Source organism: Dethiosulfatibacter aminovorans DSM 17477, from assembly GCF_900142005.1.
Taxonomy (GTDB): domain Bacteria; phylum Bacillota; class Clostridia; order Tissierellales; family Dethiosulfatibacteraceae; genus Dethiosulfatibacter; species Dethiosulfatibacter aminovorans.
In genome coordinates, this window is the sequence record NZ_FQZL01000009.1 from 137,779 (window position 1) to 161,172 (window position 23,394).

Here is a 23,394-nt window from a genome sequence, read left to right on the forward strand (position 1 = left end):
ATAATTAAATATATCATATTTTAATATATTAATCAAGTGATTTTGGAGGTAAAGATGATATTTAACAAATGGTTTTCATATAATGAAACAAGCGATGATTTGCTTGAATTAAGGGATAAATTTTCAGAGGAATTCAACGGTGCTGATTACAGCAATATATTATGTTATGATTTGATTGTATACGACGGAGAGAAACCCTCGTGTCTTGCCAGAATGGAGGGAATTGACGGTAAATTTGTAATTGTCGGCGTGGCTGCCGGAAAGGAAATTGAAAACATTACCATGGAAGATTTGGCAGTAAGACTGTTGATAAGAAGGGCAGTGGATTCGGGAGCCGAAAAGGTTTATTTCATACCAACGGAAAACAGCAGAAAGCTTGCAGAGGTCATAGGGTTTATGTCAAGCGGTGAAAAAATCAGGGACTGCGAATCAATGGTAAGATACGGCGATGTAGGAGGAGACTGTTGCTAGATGAAAATATGAAGTATTATAAGAAGGTTGTCATCTTCGGTGGAGGCACAGGTCTTTCGATAATACTAAAGGGGTTAAAAAAGTATACGGACAACATAACTGCTGTAGTTACTGTAGCCGATGACGGCGGAGGATCAGGAGTACTAAGGGAGGATCTTGGGATGCTGCCGCCGGGAGATATCAGAAACTGCATCATTTCACTTGCGGACACTCCTCCGATAATGGAAAAGCTGATGCAGCACAGGTTCAGCAAGGGATATCTTAAAGGGCAGAGCTTTGGTAATCTTTTTATTGCAGCCATAAACGAGATCTATGGAAATTTCGAATATGCATTGAAGGAAATGGGGGACATATTCAATCTTACAGGAAGAGTTCTTCCAATGACTCTTGAGGATACAAATCTTGTGGCGGAGCTTCATAGCGGAGAACATATATTTGGAGAATCTTCAATACCGGAATATGTGAGAAAAAAAGGGGATAGGATTAAAAGGATTAGTCTGGTGCCTGAAAGATGCAAGCCCCTTGAAGATACCCTGAAATATATTGAAGATGCAGATGCTGTCATTATTGGTCCCGGAAGTCTTTATACAAGTGTTATACCCAATATGCTTGTTGAGGATATAGCTGATGCTGTCAGGAATTCAAGGGCGAGGACATTCTATGTTTGCAATCTAATGACCCAGCCGGGGGAAACGGATGGATACAATGTAAAGGATCATATGGATGCAATATGCAGTCATTCAAAAGAGGATCTTGTGGATTATGTAATTGTCAATGATGGAATTGTTGAAAAAGAGATAAAAAAGATATATTCAGACAGGAAGTCCGAGCAGGTTTTACTGACAAAGGATCAGGAGGATTATCTGAAAAATAAAAATATCAAGATAATCAAGGACGATTTTCTTGATATTGAAAAGAATTATATCAGACACAATGCAGATAAGATTTCAAGTGTCATCATGGAAAATCTGTAAGTTCCAATAGAATAAAATAAAACCGTTCGCCAAGGAACGGTTTTATAACCAAGGGGGCACCCCTTGGTTAATAGTTTGTTTACTCTGCAAATGAATCTAAAAGTTCAACAAGTGCTTCTACAGCAGATTCCGAATCGTCGCCGTTGGCGTTGATAACGATTTCAGCGCCTTTTACTGCGCCTAGTGCCATGATGCTTATAATACTTTTTGCATCGGCTTCCTTGTCATCTTTTACAACTTTTATTTTTGATTCGAATTCAGCAGCCTTTTTTACAAATAATGCAGCAGGTCTGGCGTGAAGACCAATTGTGTTTTTTATTACATATTTTTTGCTTGTCATTTTGTACTCCTTTCTTCTGATAGATTTTCAGCTATATTCTCTATTTTTTTTAATCGATGGTTGACACCGGATTTACCTACTGGAGGTGTTAAAAGTTCACCAAGCTCTTTAAGGCTTGCCTCTGGGTTATCCAGTCTTGTCTGTGCAAGCTCCTGCAATGGTGCAGGAAGCTTTTCCAAACCTATGGTATCTCTTATTTTTCTTATGCTGCTCAATTGCCTCACAGCTGCATCGACAGTTTTGGTAAGATTTGCAGTTTCACAGTTGATTATCCTGTTTACACTGTTTCTCATCCCTTTCACTACTCGAATGTTTTCGATTTTCAACAGAGAGTTATATGCTCCGATTATGTTGAGCAAGTCAACAATCTGTTCGCTTTCCTTAATATAATTGACAAAATAATTCTTTCTGTTTACTATTCTAGCGTTTAGTCCATAGTAAGTCAACAGTTTAGAAAAATCACACGCATGATTTTCATTGCTGTTGACAAATTCAAGATGATAATTCTTCTCGGGATCGGATATTGAACCGCATCCCAGGAATACACCTCTAATATATGACCTTTTGCAGCAGTCGTTTTCCAATAGGCTGAAAGGTATGCCATTGTTAAGGTTAAGGAGATTGAATTCATCATTTGTAATCACAAGGGAATCCTTTAAAAGTTTTTTCGTATTACCGTGAAACTTGATCTTGTAACTGTTCCCTCTTTTAAGCCGATTGGTTTTTCTTGATTCCACATCGGCATGCTCGTTATACAGTATTTTGAGAAGTGAATAAATTCTCCTGGCTATGGCGGCATTTTCAGTAGAAAAATCTATTGAAATATTTCGTCTTCCCTTAAGGGATATTGAGCCGGTGGTTCTGATTAGGGCAGCCAGCTCGCTTAAGGCACAACAGTTCTTTTCAATGTTCTTCCTGCATATTTCATTTTTTGCTGTTGATGAAAAGGACATGAAATCACCTCTAGTTCAGCTGGTGCTGGAAGAATTCTATGTCTTCAATAGCACTTGTTATTACTCTTCTTTCGTCGTCATATCTTGCTAAAGCTATTGCCCTTTGAAAAGGGTAGTATGCTGCAGATATGAATCCTTCACTTTTTTGCGGCTTGCAGTTCATGTCTCTGGCTTTCATTATATACCAATGAACCGTTTTTCGGATTTTCAGTCTCTTATTTGAATTCCTCATGAATTCATAGGAAATTCTATCAAGATATTTTATTACGCTTACCTTGGCTCCGCTTTCTTCATTAACTTCTCTTACGGCAGCGTGCATGAGTGTTTCATCTTTTTCAACCCTTCCCTTAGGAAGAACGAAATCGCCGTTGAATTTGCGCAGAAGCAGTATGGAATTTCCAAAAAAAACTATTCCTCCGGCACTTACTTCTTCTATCATTAATTGTCTCCTCAGTTAGAAATAATATGTATAGCATATCATTTAAAGACCATATAATCAACAAAATTCTTGGATAAGCGAAGCTCCCTGAACATTTAGTCTTAAAGAATAAATATTCATAATAGTTGTGAATATGTTTAAAATATCAATCTTAGAATTGCAATTATCAGGTACTATAAAAGAGCATTTTCTTGTGCTATAATAAACTATTGAATTACCAAGTATGACTAAGGAGTTTTTATGAGCAACAATAAATTTGTACATCTTCATGTCCATACGGAGTACAGTCTTCTGGACGGAGCTGCAAGGATAAGCAAGCTCATGGACAGGGCTGCACAGCTGAATATGGACAGCATTGCAATAACGGACCACGGGAATATGCATGGGGTTGTCCAATTCTATAAGGAAGCTAAAAAGAACAATATAAAGCCCATTTTGGGCTGTGAAGTATATATGGCGGAAAGGACAATGGCCGACAAGGATCCGGTGAAGGATAAAAACCAGTATCACCTGGTTCTATTGGCTGAAACACAGGAAGGTTACAGCAACCTGATTAAAATTGTTTCAAAGGGATACGTTGATGGATTCTACTACAAACCCAGAGTTGACAAGGAAGTGTTGAAAAAACACAGCAATGGAATAATAGCCTTGAGTGCGTGCATAGCAGGAGAGGTGCAACAGAAGATACTGAGAGAATCATATGAGAAAGCCGTTGAAAAGGCAATGGAATATATCGATATCTTTGGCAAGGATAATTTCTTTCTTGAACTTCAGGACCATGGTATAAGGGAGCAAAAGACAATCAATGAAAACCTGGCAAGAATGTCAAGGGAATATGATATTCCTTTAGTAATGACCAATGATGTTCATTATATAAACAGGGATGATGCGAAGTTTCATGAAGTGCTTCTTTGCATACAGACAGGAAAAAATATGGACGATGAGGATAGGATGAAGTTCCCTTCCGATGAATTTTTTCTAAAGGATTATGATGAAATGGTGTCCATGTTTCCTGGGCTTGAGGAGGCGGCTGATAATACTGTCAAGATTGCCGAAAGGTGTAATGTGGAGCTTGACTTCAATACGATGCATCTGCCTGAATTCATATCTCCCCAGGGATATGACAACACTTCCTATTTGGAGCATCTTTGCAATGAAGGCATCAGGGAAAGATATGAAGAAGTGACTGAGGAGATTCAAAATAGACTGTCCTATGAACTTGGAGTAATAAAGGGAATGGGTTATGTTGATTATTTCCTCATTGTCTGGGATTTCATTAAATATGCAAAGGACAATAATATTATGGTAGGTCCCGGCAGGGGTTCTGCCGTTGGAAGCATAGTTTCCTATGCCCTCAAAATCACCGATATTGATCCTCTGAAGTATGACCTGATCTTTGAAAGGTTTCTGAATCCCGAGAGGGTGTCAATGCCTGATATCGATATCGACTTTTGTTATGAAAGGCGTGAAGAGGTTATTGACTATGTAATAGGGAAATATGGTTTTGACAGGGTTGCCCAAATAGTGACCTTTGGAACGATGGCTGCAAAGGGAGCCATAAGGGATGTGGGCAGGGCAATGAATATGTCCTACGGAGAAGTTGATTTTGTTGCTAAAAAGATTCCTGCGGAACTGGGAATTACAATTAAAAAAGCCCTTGAAAAAAGCAGGGAGTTAAGGGAACTCTATGAAGGGGAAGAAAAAATAAAGGATCTTGTTGATATAGCAATGAAGGTGGAAGGCCTTCCAAGGCATACATCTACCCATGCGGCAGGAGTGGTCATATCAAAGCTTCCAATAACTGAATATGTACCCCTTTCCAGGAGCAAGGATGTGATTACAACCCAGTACAATATGACTGAGCTTGAAGAGCTTGGTCTTCTCAAGATGGATTTTCTGGGACTTAGAACACTGACTGTAATCAGGGATGCCATAGACCTGGTCAAGAAAAACACCGGCAGGGAAATAAGCTTCGACAAGTGCGAATATGATGACGCCAATGTATATGAAATGTTTTCGAGAGGGGACACCTTGGGGATATTTCAGTTTGAAAGCTCCGGAATGAGGGCAATCCTGAAGGAAATGAAGCCTGACCATTTTGAAAATATTGTTGCTGCAAACGCTCTGTACAGACCAGGTCCCATGCAGCAGATACCTGTGTATATCAACAACAAAAACAACAATTCTGAAATAGAATATATAAACGACAATCTGAAGGATATTCTCAATGTCACCTACGGATGCATGGTCTACCAGGAACAGGTAATGCAGATAGTCAGAGATATCGGTGGATTTTCCTACGGCAGGTCCGACCTTGTTAGGCGGGCAATGGGAAAAAAGAAGATGAAGGTCATGGAACAGGAGCGGCAATATTTCATCTACGGCAAGGAGGATGAACAGGGCAATCTTGAAATCAAAGGTGCCGTGAGAAATGGAATAAGTGAAAAGGATGCAAATGAAATTTATGACCTTATGATAGATTTTGCGAACTATGCCTTCAACAAATCCCATTCGGCTGCGTATTCAGCCCTTGCATATCAGACTGCATGGCTTAAGAACTATTATCCGGTGGAATTCATGGCCGCGCAGATATCCTCCATAATGAACAGTGCAGGGTCCGTTTCCATATATATAAGGGAATGCAAGAGGCTGGGGATAGAGGTTCTTCCGCCTGACATCAATGAAAGTGAAGCAAAGTTTATAGTGAAGGACGGGAAAATCAGATTTGGACTTGCTGCAGTAAAGAATGTTGGTGCCGGTGCAATAGATGAAATAGTGAAGGAAAGAAAGAAAAATGGGCAATTCAGTGATTTCACCGAGTTTTGTGAGCGTGTGGACAGCAGTGTTATGAACAAGAGGCAGATGGAATCGCTTATAAAATGCGGCGCCTTTGATTCATTGAATATTAAAAGGTCTCAGCTTATTGCAGTCTATGAAAATGTAATAGACAATATCCACAAGTCAAGAAAAAACAAGGTGGAAGGCCAGATTTCACTTTTTGATTCCGGAGACATGAAGCAGTCCATGAACAGCTTTTCCATGCCTGATCTTAAGGAATTTGACGATAAGACCAAGCTTGCAATGGAAAAGGAAATGCTTGGAATATATATAAGCGGCCATCCGCTCAATGAATTCGAAGAAGAATACAATAGAATGGTAAATCTTACGTCTGCCCATATCATGGAGTTCATGGATGAGGACTCAGTGGACAACAAGCTTATTTTCGACGGATCAAAGGTTACAATTGGAGGAATCATACTCAGAAAACAGAACAAGATTACCAAGAACAACAATCTCATGTGCTTTTTGACCCTTGAGGATTTCTATGGAGAAATCGAGGTGATAGTCTTTCCAAAGATACTTGAAAAATTCAAGAATATAATAAATGAAGACAATATGGTTCTTATCGGAGGAAGACTAAGCTTTAACGAAGATGAGGAGCCGAAGCTGATTGCTGAGAAATTCACTGCACTTAACAGGGAATGCAAGGGAACCTTGTATCTCAAGATTGAAAAAAAAATAAATCCTAATGAAGCCAAGAAGGGAATAGTGGACATTGTGAAGAAATACAGGGGGATGAATAACATAATCATTCATCTGGAACAAAAAAATCAGAACTACAGGCTTCCGGACGGATACAATGTTGACTGCATGAACAGGCTGATGCTTGTAGAGCTAAAGGATCTTCTGGGAGAATCCAATGTAATTGTCAAATGATAAGAATAAGTAAAATCTTTAATTAAAATCTTCAATGAATTGTGATTGTATTATATAATATAGTTAGGTTGTTGAAGATTTTTTATTTACAAAATACAAAATTATGATATAATAGCGATGGGGACGAAAAATGTAATAGGCGGGACATTTATAATCCCTGAGGAGGAATTTTATGAGAAGAATTGGCGTATTGACCAGTGGAGGAGATGCACCGGGGATGAATGCGGCTATTAGAGCAGTCGTAAGATATGCTATCTACAGCAATATTGAAGTTCTGGGCATAGGAAAAGGATATAGAGGCCTGATAGAAAACGACATGAAGAATATGGACCTTTCATCTGTTGCAGACATTATCCACAGGGGCGGTACAATACTGGGAACAGACAGATGTGAAGAGTTCAAAACGGAAGAAGGTTTTGGCAAGGCTCTTGACAATCTTAGATACAGAGAAGTTGACGGTATAATCGTAATAGGCGGTGACGGCTCCTTCCAGGGAGCGCGGAAACTGAGTCGGGCCGGTATTCCTACAGTGGGAATCCCTGGTACCATTGACAATGACCTGGCATATACTGAATATACTTTGGGATTCAATACAGCCTTGAATACTATACTTGATTCCATCGGTAAAATCAGAGATACCTCTTCATCACACGAAAGAACAAACATTATAGAAGTAATGGGAAGGCACTGCGGGGATCTTGCTCTTTATTCGGGACTTGCAGGCGGAGCAGAGGTTGTTATGATACCTGAAGCGCCAATCAGCATAGACGGGATATGTGAGATAATTATGAGAGGTAAGGCGAGGGGCAAGAAACACAGTATCATAGTGTTGGCTGAAGGCTCTGGAAATGCCTATGACCTTAAGGATGAAATAAACAAAAGAATCGATGTTAGCGTCAGATATACAGTTTTGGGGTATATACAAAGAGGTGGAACACCCACTGCATATGACAGGCTTTTGGGAAGCAGGATGGGAGCCAAGGGTGTGGAACTTCTTGTTGATGGAATTGGCAACGTCGTATTGGGAACAAAGGATGGCAAGGTATTCCATCAGGATATAGAAGAAGCATTATGTATGGAAAAACAGTTCGACTATGAAGCTTATGAACTGACAAAGATATTGTCAGTGTAAATGGAGGAGTTATGAGAAAAACCAAAATTGTATGTACAATTGGTCCTGCGTCGCAGGAAAGGGAAACACTTGCTCAAATGGTTAAAGCAGGCATGAACGTAGCAAGAATGAATTTTTCACATGGAGACCATGCCGAACATTTGGAAAGATTCAATACTGTAAAGGAAATAAGGGAAGAGCTTGATGCTCCTATAGCCATAATGCTGGACACAAAGGGTCCTGAAATTAGAACCAAGGAATTTGAAAAGGGATTTGTGGATCTGGAAATAGGACAAAAGGTTATTATTACATCAAGGGATGTCAAGGGAAAAGACGGTCTCATAAGCGTAACCCATGATAATATAGCAAATGACGTGGATGTAGACGATACAATCCTAATTGATGACGGACTTGTAGGCCTTACAGTGACGGCCAGGATAAATGATACGGATTTGGAGTGCGTAGTAAACAATGCAGGCACAGTAAAGAATAAAAAGGGTGTAAATATACCAAATGTTGACATAACTTTGCCTGCGCTGACTCAAAAGGATATTGATGATATTGAATTCGGGATAAGGCAGGACATAGATTTCATCGCGGCTTCCTTCATAAGAAAGGCAAGCGACGTTATGGAAATCAGAAAAGTTCTTGAAAATAACAATGCTGAGCATATACAGATAATCTCAAAAATAGAAAACCGTGAAGGTGTCAACAATATTGATGAGATTATCAAGGTATCGGACGGAATAATGGTTGCAAGGGGAGACCTGGGAGTTGAAATACCGGCTGAAGAGGTTCCTCTTGTACAGAGAATGCTTATTGAGAAATGCAATATTGCAGGGAAGCCGGTAATTACTGCCACTCAGATGCTTGATTCAATGATGAGAAATCCTAGACCTACTAGAGCTGAAGTTTCGGACGTTGCAACAGCAATATTTGAAGGTTCGGATGCAATAATGCTGTCAGGGGAGACTGCAGCAGGAAAGTATCCTGTAAGGTCAGTAAAGACAATGTCTGATATTGCATTGAAGATTGAGGATTCCCTTGATTATGATGAAATGTTCAAGAGGAGAAATTACTATGCCGACAATACCATAACAAATGCAATCAGTATGGCAACTTGCAGGACAGTGCTTTCTCTTGATGCCAGAGTGATAATAACTGCTACTGCATCAGGTTATACCGCTGCTGAAGTATCAAAGTTCAGACCCAGGGCTTCAATTGTCGCTGCAACACATTCGGAAAGGGTAATGAGAAAGCTTGCGATGTACTGGGGTGTCAAACCGATAAAAACCGAACAACTCGACATGACCGATGAACTTATAGAGAACTCTGTTCAGAGAGCTCTTGAAGTGGGATATATTAGAAATGGAGACCTGGTTGTAATAACCGCAGGTGTTCCCGTAGGAGTTGCAGGAAGCACAAACCTGTTGAAGGTTCATGTTGTAAGTGAACTCCTCTATAAGAAGGTTGGAGCAGGAAGGGAAACAGTTGTGGGCAGAGCTTGTGTCGGAGTTGTACCTGAAGACTTTGAAAACAAGTTTATGGAAGGAGATATTCTTGTTGCTCCTGTTACCGACAAGGATCTGATGCCATATATTGAAAAGGCTTCCGCTGTAATTGTAGAGGAAGGCGGACTTACTTCCCATGCATTCATAGTATGCATGAACCTTGGAATTGAAGTTGTAGTTGGAGCTGAAAATGCCACATCAGTAATAAAGGATGGAGAAACAGTGACTGTAAACGGAACAAGAGGGGTTGTTTACAGAGGAGAAGCAAGGATATTGTAAAAAATTACCCGTGTTGACAATAAATCAATCTAAAAGCAATAAGGGAGATGAGATATCTCTCTTTTGTTTGATATACAATATTACATGTGATATAATTCTCGAAGCAAGAAAAAATAAATTATTTGAGGTGGAACATGAAACCGTTGATGGTAGCAAATCATGCAAAGTGGCCTGCGAAGGATGATCCTATATTTGCGATAGCCGGCAAGGCTCAAGAGGCTACAAGGAAGTATGGAAGTGAAAATGTTATAAACTCCACACTTGGAGCCTTAATGAATGATGAAGGGAAACTCATAGCCTTTAAATCCGTATTTGATACTTTAAAAAACATGCCTAATGAAGAAATAGCTGCATACGCTGCAATAGCAGGAATGCCTCAGTATCTTGATGCTGTGGTTGAGGCGTTCTTTACGGAACACAAACCCGATGCTCATATAAGGGTTGTGGCAACTCCTGGAGGAACCGGTTCCATAAAGGAAGCTGTCTGGAACTATACTAACGAAGGGGATGAAATACTTACTTCGGACTGGTTTTGGTCGCCATATCAGACTATTGCTGAAGAAGGTGGAAGAAACATTGTAACCTACAAGCTTTTTGATGATGAAGGTAACTACAATACTGAAGGTTTCAAAAGCAGGTTCAAGGAAATAATAGACCGTCAAAAGAGGCTCATGGCAATAATCAATACACCTGCTCACAACCCTACAGGATACAGTGTTTCAGACGAGGAATGGGATGATATACTTGATTTCCTTAAGGAAGAAGCAAAAGACCTTGAAAAGAAAATTATAATTTTTGTTGATTCGGCATATATCGATTTTGCAGGGGTTGGAGATGAAAGAAGAGCTTTCTTCGAGAAATTCTCAAATCTGCCTGATAATATTCTGGTGATTGCAGGATTCAGTGCTTCCAAGGGATTTACTATGTATGGCCTGAGAAATGGAGCTGTAGTAGGAATATCTTCAAACGAAGAGATTGCAAATGAATTTTACGCGTCATGCGTACATACGGGAAGAGCAAACTGGTCAAATGGAAACAGAGGCGCAATGCTGACTGTTGCGGAAATATTCAATAACGAGGAACTCAAGAAGAGTTACCTTGAGGAGAAAAACCATTACAAGACGATGCTGAGGAAAAGAGCGGATGCATTTGTTGAAAATGCTGAGAAATGCGGATTGGAGCTTGTCCCTTATAGAGACGGTTTCTTCATCAGCATACCATGTGACAAGCCCTATGAGGCTAGTGAAGCATTGACGAAAAAGAATGTTTTTGTCGTACCTTTAGGAAAAGGACTTAGATTTGCTGTTTGTGCAGTTGCAGAAGACAAATGCAGAAAAGCACCTGCACTGATTAAGGAAGTAATGGACGGTCTGAAGTAGTATTCGTTATGAAAGAAAAGTTAAAGTGAGTTGTTGTAGTTTTATTCTACGGCAGCTCATTTTTTATAATCTAAGAAATTTAAGTTGACTTATATATTCAAATATTGTAATATATAGATAAATAAAGATGATAATAATTTAACAAATTGGGAAGTGATTAAATGGAACACGGAATTTTAGACAGTGAGACATTGGAGAAGATGGCTGGGATTTTCAAACTTCTTTCTCATCCATCAAGATTGTGCATAATGGTAAATTTGATGGCGGTGAAGGAAAGCAATGTTTCCAGAATGCAAAATTGTCTTTGCGAACCTCAATCAACAGTATCACAGCATATTTCAAAACTTAAGGCTGCAGGATTGATCAAGGGGACCAGAAAGGGTACGGAAATTGTTTATAAAGTATCAGATGATACAGTGAAAGGCATGCTTGTAGATATGCTTAATCTATTAGGAAAAGGAGATTTGATCTGATGAAAGTTTTAATTGTTGGTGGAGTTGCAGGCGGAGCAAGTGCAGCTGCGAGACTTAGAAGAAATGATGAAAAGGCAGAAATAATAATGTTCGAAAGAGGCGAATATATTTCTTTTGCAAATTGCGGACTGCCTTATTATATTGGGAATGTCATTGAAGAAAGGGACGAGCTTTTGCTTAAAACTCCGGAAGACATGAAGGCAAGATTCAATGTTGACGTAAAAGTTAAAAGCGAGGTGCTGTCAATAGACAGGGAAAACAAGAAGGTGAGTGTGAAGAAAGTAGATAACGGAGAGGTTTACGAAGAATCATACGACAAGCTTATCCTCTCTCCGGGATCTTCGCCGCTTAAGCCTCCCATACCTGGAATAGATGCTCCGAATATCTTTACAATATGGAATATACCTGATACGGATGCAATAAAAGATTATGTAGACAATAAGAAAATAAAAAAAGCGGCAGTCATCGGTGGTGGGTTTATCGGAATTGAAATGGCGGAAAATCTTCACGACCTTGGGATAGAAGTGACAATAGTTGAGCTGGCAGACCAGATAATGGCTCCAATAGATTTTGAAATGGCACAGATTCTTCACCAGCATGTAAATATGAAAAATGTAGAGCTTGTACTTAATGACGGTGTTAAGAGTTTCGACTACAAGGACGGGACTACATTAATAACACTTAACAGTGAAAAGACTCTTGATGCGGATATGGTGATACTGTCCATTGGAGTAAGGCCCAACGGAGAATTGGCAGAATCCTCCGGGCTTAAAACAAATAAAAGAGGTGGAATAGTAGTTGACAAGCATATGAGAACCTCTGATGAGGATATCTATGCAGTTGGAGATGCGGTTGAAATAAATGACTTCATAAATAATATAGAAACGATGATTCCACTGGCAGGACCAGCCAACAAACAGGGAAGAATTGCAGCCGACAATATTGCGGGAAAGGATGTTGTTTACAAAGGTACCCAGGGGACTTCCGTAGCAAAGGTGTTCGATATGACTGTATCTGCAACGGGTTCAAACGAGAAAATACTCAAGAAAATCGGCAAGGAATTTGGCAGGGACTATCAATATATATACATACATCCAAACAACCATGCAGAATACTATCCGGATGCCTCCAAAATCAATATGAAGCTTTTGTTCTCTCCTGTAGACGGCAAAATACTAGGAGCGCAGGCTGTTGGATTTGAAGGTGTGGAAAAGAGGATAGATGTAATTGCTACTGTTATCAGGTTTGGTGGAACTGTTTATGACCTGACGGAACTGGAATTGGCTTATGCACCTCCTTTCGGATCGGCAAAGGATCCTGTGAACATGGCGGGATTTGTTGCTGAAAACTTTCTTAAGGGAACGGTTGATATGGTTCACTGGAACGAACTGGGCCAATATGACGAAAAGGACTATGTTGTTCTTGATGTAAGAAAGAAAGAGGAACTGGAAACTGGGTGTTTCCAGAATTCAGTCAACATACCTCTTGACAGCTTAAGGGACAGAGCTGATGAACTTGACAGGGATAAAATGATATTGATCTACTGTGCTGTTGGTACAAGAGGATATATTGCAGCCAGGATGCTTCAACAAATGGGCTTTGGAAATGTAAAAAACCTTAGCGGCGGCATGACAACCCTTAATTCTATCAATTATATGCCAAACAGCATGTTGCTTAAGAATATATTGGGAACAAATAACAATAATTCCAATAATAGTGAAGACAATGGTGGTAATGAAATGAAAAGAGTAAACAGCATAGATGTGGAAAAAATATCATTGAACTGTTCCGGACTGCAGTGTCCAGGTCCTATAATGAAGGTTTTTGAAACAATCAAGACAATGAATCACGGAGACCTTGTGGAAGTGACGGCAACAGATATGGGATTTGCGGCAGACATTTCCGAATGGTGCAAGAGGACAGGGAATACACTGGTGGATATCAAAACTGAAAACAAGTCGATAGTGACGACAATCATGAAGGGACTTAAGGAAGATGGCCATGCCGAAGAGGCAGGAGAAAGAACGGACAAGTCAATGGTTATATTCAGTGGAGAACTGGACAAGGTCATTGCAGGATTCATAATTGCAAATGGTGCTGCGGCAATGGGGAGGGACGTAACGATGTTCTTCACGTTCTGGGGACTAAATGCTCTTAGAAAGCCTGAAAATGTACCTGTGAAGAAAACCTTCGTGGAAAAAATGTTCGGATTCATGATGCCGAGAGGGGCAGGCAAGCTCAAACTATCCAATATGAATATGGCTGGAATGGGTTCTGTAATGATGAAATCCATAATGAAGCAGAAAAATGTAGATACCCTTGAGACTCTTATGGAAACGGCAAAAAGGAGCGGAGTGAAGATTGTAGTTTGCACCATGTCTATGGATGTAATGGGTATTAAAAAAGAAGAACTGATCGACGGACTGGAATACGGTGGTGTGGCTTCCTTCCTTGCTGCATCGGAAAGGTCTGATGCTACGCTGTTTATCTAGATGTTATGTTACAAGTTGATTACAAAATGAATAAAAGTGTATAATTTTTTTATAAAAGTGGTAAACTATATAATGTAGTTTACCTTTTTTATTCGCATTTTTGCTGAAAGGCTGATGGTTTGTGCATTAATAATTAAAAAATAATTCACAAATAAGAAGAAATAGTGTAGAATAAAATGGAAAACAGCTTGGGAGGATAAAATATGGATTTCAAAGAAATACAGGATTATTTGACAAACCTCAAATCAGTAATATCGGGGAAAATTGTCGCAGGACAGGATGATGAAATAGAGGAAGTTCATATATTGGCGGATTCGTCAAGGAATACTAAACAGATATGCAGAGACGTACAGTCCGTATTAATATCCAAATACGATATAAATGTTGATTACAAGAAAATCAGTATCGCACAGATATCTGACAATCTTACCATAGACAACAATTTCAGACTCAAGCTTAAGTCGGTAAAAGCTGAAAACAACCTTAAGACAACTACCGTCAAGGTGGATCTTGAGCTGGACGACAAGATATACAATGGAGAATCCACAGGAGTCAAGACAGACAGGAATACACTCAGGCTGTCTGCGGAAGCAGGTCTGAAAGCTGTTGAAAACTCCATCGGATTTGACAATTGTCTGCTTTTGGAAGATATCGAAAGCAGGCAGCTGGCTGGGAAGGAAGTAGTGACCAGTGCAGTTACATTTGTTTACGGCGGAGCTGAAGTTTTGCTCTGCGGCAGTGCTTTTGTGGAACACTCAAAGCCTGAAGCTGTTGTAAAGGCTACTCTTAATGCAATAAACAGGAGTGTTGCAAAAAGCAGATAGACAATTTAATATTTGATTATAAAAGACCAGCATCTTTGTAATACGAGGTAGAATTTTTAATTGATTAGCGAAGCGGAATTGCCTGTACTTTATAGCGAGAAGGCAGAGTAAACCTATGGAGGCTATATCATGAAAAAAATAATACCAGTTTTAACTTCATTATTGGCATTTCTTCTTGCAAGCGGTGCTGGATTTAGATGGGTATAATCCCTTAAGACTTTTCTTGCTGGTCTTTTATATATTTTTGGGAGGCGATGATGTCTAGTAAAGTAAGAAAATATATTACAGTAGTATTGTTTCTTGCTGTATCCATGGTTATATACCTGAATTCCAATTATGTTATAAACAATTGGAATATTGTAATTATCATGGGGATATTGTCAGTGATTGCCGAGACATTTATGGTTAAGATTCCTGGAATAGGTGGTGTGTCAGTTGCCTTTGCTATAGTTTTTTCAACAATTATTATGGAAGGACCGTTAGCTGGAGTAATTGTGAGTGCGATTGGAATTACATTTTGCAGACCATATGTAGATGACATAGGATATGTTCATATTTTGAATACACCAATATATAAGACTGTATTTAATATTTCTCAAAACATACTTTATGCCGGCACTTCTGCACTGGTATATGTTTATTTACATAGCAGATTTTATTATTTAGGCGATATAGATCCTGTTTCTGCTGTAGGTACAATGGCTACATTTCTTTTTGTCAACACCTTGCTTATGACGTTTTTAATTCATTTTTTATCAGGTGGTAGGTTTCTAGATATTTGGTCAGAGAATTTTAAGGGAATGATAGTTAGTGTTGCAGCAGTAGGACTATTGGGAATTATTATTGCCAAAGCGCACGACAGCTATGGTCTGGGAGCAGTAGTTATGTTCTTCATACCACTGATGCTATCGAGGTATTCATTCAAGTTATATGTTGATATGAGAGCGAACTACTACGATACAGTAAAGGCGCTTATTAACACAATAGAGGCAAAGGATCCTTATACAAGCGGCCATGCAGCTAGAGTAGGAAAATATGCCGTTGCTATAGCTAAGGAAATGAAACTTAAACCATCACAGATTGACACAATTAAAAATGCGGCTCTCCTTCACGACATCGGAAAAATTGGAGTGAATGACAATGTACTCAACAAGAAGGAAAGGCTTACAGATGAGGAATTTGACATAATCAAGAGTCATCCTTCAGTAGGATATGATATAATCAAGGATATAGGATTTTTGCATAACGTCATGGATATTGTTAAGCATCACCATGAAAGATGGGACGGTACGGGTTATCCTGATGGGCTCTCCGGCGAGGACTTGCCTTTGGAGACAACCATATTGACAGTTGCGGATTCTTTTGATGCAATGGTTACAGATAGGCCGTACAGGAAAGCTCTATCGGTTGAAACTGCACTTGGAGAGATAGTGAGATGTGCAGGGACACAGTTTAACCCCGGTATAGTTGCTGTATCCATTAAAGTCCTTCAGCGGTACGAAAAGGATATTGAGTCTGTAAACAGAGAAATAGAAATCAAGAGCAAGGCTCTTGCTGCTATTACTGATGATACAGAAACAGTTCATAAAAAGGATGATAAAAGACTGCAGATTGATGGAAGTCAAGACAAGTTTAAGCAGGATGATAGTCCTATTGGAAAGATTGACGAGGCAGAGGATGATGATAAGGGTATTGCATAATGAGTCATGAAGTTCTGATAACATTGATTCTGTCAATGGCAATTGCATTGGCAGGAAAACAATACGATCTAAAGAAGATTTCAAAAGTAAAAATAAAAGGACTTGCTTTATTTCCGGCAAGTTTTTTTCTGCAGTATTTAAGCATGTTCATAGTTGAGAGGTATGGAGCTACGACAGCAGGTTTGCTGGTACTTGAACATTTCAAGTGGATACATCTCTTGTCATACCAGCTTCTGCTCATAGGAGTTGTTTTGAATATAAAAAAGAGATATATGAAGATACTTTTCATAGGTACAATGCTGAATTTCATTGTTATCCTCTTCAACGGCATGCAGATGCCTGTAAGGATACCTCCTGAATATGCAAAGGCGTGGGAAAACCACATTTATCTCATATCAGGAAAGGACCTGGTACATACGGTCATGACAGAGGACACCAGATTTTCTTATCTCGGTGATATAATAATGCTTAAGAAACCCTATCCCTTCAACAAAACAATAAGCATAGGAGATATTTTCCTATTGCTGGGATACGGCAAGTTCATGTTGGAAGAATCCAAAATAACAATAAAATCACCTGGAGCCAGGTGATTTTATTTTTTAAAGCATACATGCCTATTTGCCTTATATTGGTTTGTTCTCGATAGGACTTGACATTATTATATGAGTTTCAGTGTTCCCGAAAATCAAGTTAAATCAATGGGAACAAGCATTCACAAGGAGTGTCGAAAAACTAACACTGGCTTGTTCTAAAAGGGTGAAAATCTTGGAGTTGAACAACAAATTTTAACGCTTTTTATATAAAAAATTATATAGGAAGGTGCTATCATGGCAAAAAAAATGAAAAGATTATCAATGGAAATTTGTACAAGTATGACGTACGATGAATTATTCAAGCTCAAGATTAAAAACCTTGAACTAGAAGGGGCAGTTAAAGAAACGCTTGAAAGCCATTATCACGTTATCAGATATCTAAAAGAGTATTTTGATACATCCATCTTGCAAATATCAGATATGAATACCCAATTCTTAGAAGATTTTGGCTATTGGTTGAAGGATACAAGGGGAATTAAAAATATCACTATTAATGGATATGTCAAAAGAATAGTTGCAACTTTGAATCTTGGAATTGAGAAAGGATTCATCAAAGAAGATAATTTTCATTGGAAAAGGTTAAAAGAAGATAAGGTTATGAAAGAAATCTATACAGATGACGAACTTGAAAGACTTCTGAAAAAGCCTAAAATGAAATTCTTTGGTAAATATAGGACGTGGGTATTGATTAATTTCCTGCTCGGTACGGGTGTAAGAGCGAAAGAGGTTAGAAACATATTAATCGGGAATCTTGATTTGAAACAAAGTATGTTAATCCTGACACAGACCAAAACAAAGACGGATAGATATATTCCTATTTCAAAGTCTTTAAGAAAAATTCTGATGGAATACTTGAGGTATAGACAAAGTGATAATCCTAATGATTATTTGTTTTGTACTATCAAAGGGGAACAATTGCCAAGAACAACTATGCAAATGGCAATTCGTAATTATCATACTGAAAGAGAAGTTGATACTTTTGGAATTCACAAATATAGACATACTTTTGCAACAAAATGTATTGAAAATGGAATGAATCCTTTCCAGCTTCAAAGAATACTCGGTCATAGTACAGTTACAATGACACAAAGATATGTTCAAATGAGTACCAAGATACTAACACAGAATTTTGATAATTTAAATCCATTAGAACAATTTTTTGGAGAAGGTAGCGAAAGAATCAAACTCAAAAAGTAAGGGGTAGACAAAAACACACCCACTTTTCACAATCGCTATAAACAAGTAATACCAATACTTTCATAGATTGGTAAAAATAGAGCATAGTAAAAGCCCATAAGTGTTGAAATACCAACGTTTATGGGCTTTTTTTATTGTTTAAAATGAATTCTGACAGGATTTTAAGCGGGTTTTATTATAAAGAGGTATCATTGTATACCTAATGGGTGATAATTGAAAATATTGCTCTTTGAATTGATTTAATATGGCAATAAAAAATATGCATAAAAATACAAATAAAAACTTGACTTTTTGCATAAAATGTGGTATAATTGTACAACAATTTAGCGAAGAATCTTCGCCTGTATAAATTATACCACTGTATTCAATATAAGTCAAGGCTATATTGAAAAAAATCAAAAATTGAAAGGAGAAAAATGGCAAAGGGAGAAAGAAGACAAAAAAGATTTGAAGAAAGCATATCATTAATTGACACAAAGAAAAGTAATGGTGATAAGCTTAGACCAGACGGACAAGCTCAAGCTTGTAGGGATTTACTTTATTTAAATGACGAAGATAGAGAACAATTTTTTGGTGGGAACTACTATAAGGAAATAAAAGAAAAGATATCTCAAAAAGATAAAAGAAACTCAAAAGTTATAAAAGAATATTCGGATTATATTAATGCCTTGAGAAATTATTTAGAAGAAAATAGTGTGGATACAAACAGATACTATAAAATTATTAGAATAATGGGAACACTTAAGGATGATATGATATGGACAAAATTATTTGAAAATGAACCGGTCTTATTTAAGGATGTTCAATTATCAAGAAGCCCATCAAATTCAAATCATTTTGAAATAGATTTTAATAATGAGGATGATTATAAAATTCTATTAAAAATATTACCGTTTTTAGATTATAGTGATAATCTAAAGGAAATAGGATATATTTTTAATAGAATAGTCAAGAATTGCAAATTTACTGATAATCAATCACAATTATTGGAGCTTTTGAGAGCTGGGAAAGATAATCCTGAAGATTATTTATTTTATTCCTGTCCAAGAAAGCGGGAATCAATTAGCGAGATTAGAAAGGCTTTATATTATTTTGAAAGTGATATGGCTGATGAGTTAGGTTGGGAATATGATAGGGTTAGAAAGGTTTTTGATGGCTTATGTAAAAAACTTTGTAATAAATATAAAAAAATTAATCTAAATTAGGGCAGATTTCGACATGAAACCTATAATGTATTATAGAGGGATATGTTTTTTGGTCAAGAGTAGACTGAAATTGGGAATTTTATATATACAATATGTGAAGGATAAAATCGTGCAGAAGCGGACTATATTTTGTGGAGTCTCCTTATACAATATATGTAGAAGAGATTACAGGAAAATCGGACTATATCTTGTGGGGATACCTTATACAATATATAGAGGGATGTGATTTTGGTCAAATAGTGTGAGATTTCAACATGTAACCCTTATACAAGTAGTGAAGAGAAACAAACAAAACAAGGTATTAACATCAACGTCAATGATGTTTATATATGAATATTATTTGAATAGCTATTTTATAATAGTTTTTCATCCTCCAATATATCAAGCTATAGCCAGCCTGATATATTTTTTTTGACAATGTTATGAAATAATTAATAATGTTGTCATTATTCTTTATGTTGCCGTTTTAACGGTACATTTTTAAAAGGGCGGTCTGCCAACTGCCCTTCTCCTAATAAAAATATCAACCATTTATGGTTGTTTTGTATATCCAAGGGGGCGAAAGCTCCCACCCCTTTTTTAAGAAGGGAATTAATGATTTAATAAAGGTGGTCAAAATGAAATGTGATAAATTAATAATGCTTTTGAAAAATACGCTTTACTTGAATGATAATATAAGTCAAAAATATATAGCTGATGGAATTAATATTTCCAATTCGGCACTAAGTCAATTTAAACGTGGAAAACTTATATTGTCAGATGAAAAACAAAAGGAATTACTTGATTTCCTTTTGAATATATAAATATTGGGTTTTGATAGTTAAACTTGTAAAAGGGTAATTATCGGGAAACAAAAGGAGGTTCGTAAATGAGCGAAGAAAATAAAACATACACACAAGAGCAAGTTGATAAGCTTGTGCAGTCGGAAACTGATAAAATCCGAACAGAGTACACAAAACAAATTAAGGAGCTACAAGAGAAACTTCCACCTGAAAAAGATGAAAAGGAAGTTGACTTGGCGAATAGATTGAAAGCTCTTGAAGAAAGGGAAAAAATGATGGATGTTCAAGATGAATTATCAAAAAAGGGTTTTGATCGGGAGCTTGCCGATTTTATAAAATCAGGTTCTGATATTGAAAAACTTACTGAAATCTTGAAGAATAATCAAAACTATATCCCTGACAAACATAAGGGAACAGAAACAACAATAACCAAAGAACAGTTTAAAGCTATGGGATATTCAGAAAGAGCGAAAATCTACAATGAGAATCCTGAACTTTATAAAAAACTGTCACAATAACTATGATATAAACGCTCGCCAAAGCGTTTAAATAAAATAAAATTTTTTTAATACCATTCTAAAATTTTATCTTTTAATAAACAATATGATAAATGAATAAAAAATATGACAAGTAAAGACGGTAAACCGTCAAATAAATTTAAAGGAGGAATAATTAATGGCATTGATTATACCAGCTCTATATAAGGACTCTGTCCTTGAAAAAATGAGCTATAAATTAAGAGTTTCAAAACTAGCCACAGATATGACTAGCGATGTGTTTCTTATAGGTTCAGAAGGCGAGACAGTTCATTTTCCTGTATGGGATAGAATTGACGAAGCTGACGTTGTAACCAAGGGAACAGAAATTGATGTGGAAACCATGTCGCAAACAGATTCAACCGCTACAATTTATCAAATTGCCAAAGGTGTCAGAGTTTATGATAAAGACGCTAAAGGTGTCAGGGGTAATATGACTGATGTTGCAATTGAACAAACAGCTGGTTCATTAGCAGAGAAAATTGATTCTATGCTTATTGCAACTCTAGACAGTGAAGTTTCACTATCAAGTGCGACGGCGGCAGTCAATGCAATCACACAAACTGAACTACTCACAGGAATGGGATTGTTTTCTGATGACCAAGATGCAGATTCTTTCGCAGGAATCGTAATAAATTCAGTTCTACTTTCAAGTTTTCTTGGAATGGATATGTTTGTATCTACTGGATACACTAATACAGTTGACGGAAACGGTATTGTAAGAGCGGGCGGACTTATAGGTTTCTTTATGGGAATACCTGTATATATGTCTAACCACAATACTATGAGTTCAGATACTACACCTGAAGCCAAAACTTATGTAATCAAGAAAAATGCTCTTGGTTATATGTTCAAACAAGATTTGAACGTGGAAATCGAGAGACTTCCAAAATTGTTTGCAAATGATGTTGTAACATCTAGTATGCTTGCAACTAAGCTCGTTGACAGTTCAGGAGCATTGCTTCTAAAGAAAACAATAGCGTAGTACAAAAAAATTAAATGAAAGGTAGGTGAAAAGCCACAATCCTTTCAGAGAAATTATTAAAGTCTTAAAATTAGAGTTAACATTACTTGTGCAATTAAATACAGAGATTGAAGAGAAAGCTAATCATCAGGCTTTCTCTTTTTTTGAACTTTTAGTTACATATGAAATCACAAAGAAAGGAGTATGTAAAATGTTGAGATTGAAAGATTTAATCCAAATAAGAATAAGGTCTGGAATTAGTCAAAAAGAATTAGCTGAATATTTAGATTTTTCAAGACCATTTGTCTCTATGGTTGAATCGGGTAAAAGAGATATCCCGAAAGACAAGAGAAAAGAATGGGAACAAGCCGTTATGGTTTTGAGAAGTGAGAAAATAAAAGAACTAAATAAAAAATTACAAGAAATGATTAAAGAAGAAAGCAAATAAATCACGAAGGGGGAACATGTAGTGAATTATTTGCTTTTCTATCTTTGAATAAAAGGATATGAAAAGCGAGTAACATTATTGTCTGAAAGGGTAGCTACAACGCTCTAACAAGGCAAACTTCAATTTAAATTACAAATAGGTATCTATGGTATACCTGAATGAAAAACAGATAGAAAAGTAATGTGATTACTACATTACTTAAAAATGGAAAACAGAAAATGGCATAAAGAAATAAATGGTGAAGAACAAAAATTGATACTTACAGATGATATTGACAGCCTTTTGAGTTGTGCAATATTAAACCAACTATTTAATATACAAGTAGGCGGTTTCTTTAGTTGGGAAACTTTATATTTAACAAAGGAACATGCTTGGTTAGACCCAATATATATTGATTGTGACCTTTCAAAAGGAAAGTGTTTTGGAAACCATTTTACAGTGATTGAAAATCCTGAAGCAATGAATATGAATACAATAAGAAAAATCAAGAGAAATGGTTATTGTCGAAAATATCCATTCAGTACAACACTTTTAATATTAAGCCTGTATAACATAGATTTATCTAATATGACAGATGAACAACTTAAAATACTAATTGCCATTGATTCGGCATATCAGGGCTTTTATACAAAGAACGAGTATTTTAAATCAATATGGATAAACTGGGCTAAAAGTATGAAATTAGATATCTTCATAGATTTATTAGAAAGAACCAATAAATCGGAATTTCAAGACATCAACGTTAAATATAATTTGAAAGCAAAATTAAGAATCAGAGATGATAAATTAATTGGAACTTCATTGAAAGTTCGGGAAATTCAAAAGATTTTCCCCGATATTAATTTATCAGTAAATTTAAAAGGTCTTGAATTTGAAGAAGAATTTAAGACAATTCCATATGAAGGATATCCCGATCAAAAGGAAAATATCTTTCAAGGAGCATGGACAAAGAAGAACTACGCTAAATGGTCAGTTCTTGCATAATGGACAAAAGGAAGGGGAGATT

21 protein-coding genes are annotated in these 23,394 nt (G+C 37.1%); 18 read left to right on the forward strand and 3 right to left on the reverse strand.

The window, feature by feature from the left end:
* Positions 1 to 54 precede the first annotated feature (54 nt).
* The gene (locus BUB05_RS07840; protein ID WP_073049042.1) at positions 55 to 471 is read left to right on the forward strand and encodes a hypothetical protein; all 417 of its coding nucleotides are present in this window, start codon (positions 55 to 57) and stop codon (positions 469 to 471) included.
* On the forward strand, positions 465 to 1,445 hold the full coding sequence (locus tag BUB05_RS07845; protein WP_094762785.1) for a gluconeogenesis factor YvcK family protein: 981 nt from the start codon (positions 465 to 467) through the stop codon (positions 1,443 to 1,445). The genes BUB05_RS07840 and BUB05_RS07845 overlap by 7 nt, the downstream gene beginning before the upstream one ends.
* A gap of 79 nt (positions 1,446 to 1,524) precedes the next feature.
* Here the strand turns inward: BUB05_RS07845 and BUB05_RS07850 are convergent, their stop codons facing one another.
* From BUB05_RS07850 to BUB05_RS07860, 3 genes are read right to left on the reverse strand one after another with little or no spacing between them, the layout of a single operon-like run.
* Entirely contained in the window at positions 1,525 to 1,785 is a 261-nt protein-coding gene (locus BUB05_RS07850) for an HPr family phosphocarrier protein (protein WP_073049043.1), read from the reverse strand.
* On the reverse strand, positions 1,782 to 2,738 hold the full coding sequence (gene whiA / locus BUB05_RS07855; protein ID WP_073049044.1) for a DNA-binding protein WhiA: 957 nt from the start codon (positions 2,736 to 2,738) through the stop codon (positions 1,782 to 1,784). Before whiA ends, BUB05_RS07850 begins: the two co-directional genes overlap by 4 nt.
* Positions 2,739 to 2,748: 10 nt before the next feature.
* Positions 2,749 to 3,177 (reverse strand): NUDIX hydrolase, encoded by a 429-nt coding sequence (locus BUB05_RS07860; RefSeq protein ID WP_073049045.1) that lies wholly within the window; start codon positions 3,175 to 3,177, stop codon positions 2,749 to 2,751.
* Between the two features lie 240 nt (positions 3,178 to 3,417).
* On the opposite strand from BUB05_RS07860, the gene BUB05_RS07865 reads away from it, so the two are divergent.
* From BUB05_RS07865 to BUB05_RS07940, 16 genes are all read left to right on the forward strand, one after another.
* Positions 3,418 to 6,894, forward strand: a complete 3,477-nt coding sequence (locus BUB05_RS07865) for a DNA polymerase III subunit alpha (protein WP_073049046.1) — start codon at positions 3,418 to 3,420, stop codon at positions 6,892 to 6,894.
* A gap of 172 nt (positions 6,895 to 7,066) precedes the next feature.
* On the forward strand, positions 7,067 to 8,026 hold the full coding sequence (pfkA, locus tag BUB05_RS07870; RefSeq protein WP_073049047.1) for a 6-phosphofructokinase: 960 nt from the start codon (positions 7,067 to 7,069) through the stop codon (positions 8,024 to 8,026).
* 11 nt (positions 8,027 to 8,037) lie between these two features.
* Positions 8,038 to 9,795: a pyruvate kinase gene (pyk, locus tag BUB05_RS07875; protein WP_073049048.1), complete on the forward strand. Its 1,758-nt coding sequence runs from the start codon at positions 8,038 to 8,040 to the stop codon at positions 9,793 to 9,795.
* Between the two features lie 134 nt (positions 9,796 to 9,929).
* Positions 9,930 to 11,174 carry a pyridoxal phosphate-dependent aminotransferase gene (locus BUB05_RS07880; RefSeq protein WP_073049049.1) on the forward strand — a complete coding sequence of 415 codons (1,245 nt, stop codon included), beginning with the start codon at positions 9,930 to 9,932 and terminating at the stop codon, positions 11,172 to 11,174.
* Positions 11,175 to 11,335: 161 nt separating this feature from the next.
* The gene (locus BUB05_RS07885) at positions 11,336 to 11,647 is read left to right on the forward strand and encodes an ArsR/SmtB family transcription factor (RefSeq protein ID WP_073049050.1); all 312 of its coding nucleotides are present in this window, start codon (positions 11,336 to 11,338) and stop codon (positions 11,645 to 11,647) included.
* On the forward strand, positions 11,647 to 14,139 hold the full coding sequence (locus tag BUB05_RS07890; RefSeq protein ID WP_073049051.1) for an FAD-dependent oxidoreductase: 2,493 nt from the start codon (positions 11,647 to 11,649) through the stop codon (positions 14,137 to 14,139). Before BUB05_RS07885 ends, BUB05_RS07890 begins: the two co-directional genes overlap by 1 nt.
* Before the next feature lie 203 nt (positions 14,140 to 14,342).
* The gene (locus BUB05_RS07895; protein ID WP_073049052.1) at positions 14,343 to 14,963 is read left to right on the forward strand and encodes a hypothetical protein; all 621 of its coding nucleotides are present in this window, start codon (positions 14,343 to 14,345) and stop codon (positions 14,961 to 14,963) included.
* A 257-nt stretch (positions 14,964 to 15,220) separates the two neighbouring features.
* Positions 15,221 to 16,663 (forward strand): HD-GYP domain-containing protein, encoded by a 1,443-nt coding sequence (locus BUB05_RS07900; RefSeq protein WP_073049053.1) that lies wholly within the window; start codon positions 15,221 to 15,223, stop codon positions 16,661 to 16,663.
* The gene (locus BUB05_RS07905; RefSeq protein ID WP_073049054.1) at positions 16,663 to 17,253 is read left to right on the forward strand and encodes a DUF5317 domain-containing protein; all 591 of its coding nucleotides are present in this window, start codon (positions 16,663 to 16,665) and stop codon (positions 17,251 to 17,253) included. The genes BUB05_RS07900 and BUB05_RS07905 overlap by 1 nt, the downstream gene beginning before the upstream one ends.
* 237 nt (positions 17,254 to 17,490) lie before the next feature.
* A complete protein-coding gene (locus tag BUB05_RS07910) occupies positions 17,491 to 18,453 on the forward strand; it encodes a tyrosine-type recombinase/integrase (protein WP_073049055.1) in 963 nt (320 codons plus the stop codon).
* Positions 18,454 to 18,869: 416 nt separating this feature from the next.
* Positions 18,870 to 19,658 (forward strand): hypothetical protein, encoded by a 789-nt coding sequence (locus BUB05_RS07915; protein ID WP_073049056.1) that lies wholly within the window; start codon positions 18,870 to 18,872, stop codon positions 19,656 to 19,658.
* A gap of 617 nt (positions 19,659 to 20,275) precedes the next feature.
* Positions 20,276 to 20,461 carry a helix-turn-helix domain-containing protein gene (locus BUB05_RS07920; RefSeq protein ID WP_073049057.1) on the forward strand — a complete coding sequence of 62 codons (186 nt, stop codon included), beginning with the start codon at positions 20,276 to 20,278 and terminating at the stop codon, positions 20,459 to 20,461.
* A gap of 65 nt (positions 20,462 to 20,526) precedes the next feature.
* The gene (locus BUB05_RS07925; protein WP_073049058.1) at positions 20,527 to 20,958 is read left to right on the forward strand and encodes a hypothetical protein; all 432 of its coding nucleotides are present in this window, start codon (positions 20,527 to 20,529) and stop codon (positions 20,956 to 20,958) included.
* A gap of 157 nt (positions 20,959 to 21,115) precedes the next feature.
* Positions 21,116 to 21,961 carry a phage major capsid protein gene (locus BUB05_RS07930; protein ID WP_073049059.1) on the forward strand — a complete coding sequence of 282 codons (846 nt, stop codon included), beginning with the start codon at positions 21,116 to 21,118 and terminating at the stop codon, positions 21,959 to 21,961.
* Between the two features lie 190 nt (positions 21,962 to 22,151).
* The gene (locus tag BUB05_RS18550) at positions 22,152 to 22,388 is read left to right on the forward strand and encodes a helix-turn-helix domain-containing protein (protein WP_139257961.1); all 237 of its coding nucleotides are present in this window, start codon (positions 22,152 to 22,154) and stop codon (positions 22,386 to 22,388) included.
* Positions 22,389 to 22,592: 204 nt separating this feature from the next.
* On the forward strand, positions 22,593 to 23,372 hold the full coding sequence (locus tag BUB05_RS07940) for a hypothetical protein (RefSeq protein WP_073049061.1): 780 nt from the start codon (positions 22,593 to 22,595) through the stop codon (positions 23,370 to 23,372).
* Positions 23,373 to 23,394 lie beyond the last annotated feature (22 nt).